1 protein-coding gene is annotated in these 704 nt (G+C 57.8%); it reads right to left on the reverse strand.

What is annotated here, in order from left to right:
- Positions 1 to 106: 106 nt before the first annotated feature.
- Positions 107 to 704, reverse strand: a 598-nt coding sequence (locus tag HMPREF2736_RS03805; RefSeq protein WP_070828937.1) for an ATP-binding protein, incomplete at its 5' end; no start/stop codon positions are given.

Consider the following 704-nt stretch of genomic DNA (forward strand, 5'->3'; position numbering starts at 1 on the left):
TGTCAGATGCGGGTTTTTGGTACCGGTGTTCCGGAGACCCGGTACTGCTGTGTTCCGGGTAGTTGGTACCGGGGCCGGGCCGACGGAGTCGGCCCGGCTGTTTGTCTTATTCGTCCGGTTCTATTGGGGCGGTGGCCTTGCGCATGTCGAAGTCTCCGATGCGGATTCGGTGGCCGTTGTTGAGGCGGCTAACGAGTGAATCGGCTCCGACTCTGTCGGGGAGGGCTTCGACCCAATAGGCGGCGGCCGATTGGGAGGAGATCAGTGTTGGGAGCCGACCGTCGCGGTCGAATATGATCTTGCTCAGGTCTTCTTGCCCGCGCTGGTTGATGCTCATGGTCATAAAATCGTCGATGATAAGGACATCGACATTGATCAGTTTCCGCATCTTATCGAGGTAGTTTTGGTCAGTCGGTGAGAAGACCGCCAACATGTCTACGAGTTGGTCTAGCCGGTAGTAGGCCACGGAGTATCCGGCTTGGCATGCGGCGACGCCGATGGCGCAGACTATGTATGTTTTCCCTGTTCCGGTCGGTGCGAGGATGTGAATGTTGGTCGGGTTTTCCCGCCAGTTGGTCGCCGCGATTCGTTTCAGTTGGCGCATGTTGATGCCGCGTTGTTCTGCTCGGGTGACTTCAGCAAGGCTCGCGTCCGGGTATCGGAATTGTGCCTGGGTGATGGCTTTGGCGATGTTGCGTTGTTGC

It is taken from the genome of Corynebacterium sp. HMSC036E10 (assembly GCF_001836265.1).
GTDB lineage: Bacteria > Actinomycetota > Actinomycetes > Mycobacteriales > Mycobacteriaceae > Corynebacterium > Corynebacterium coyleae.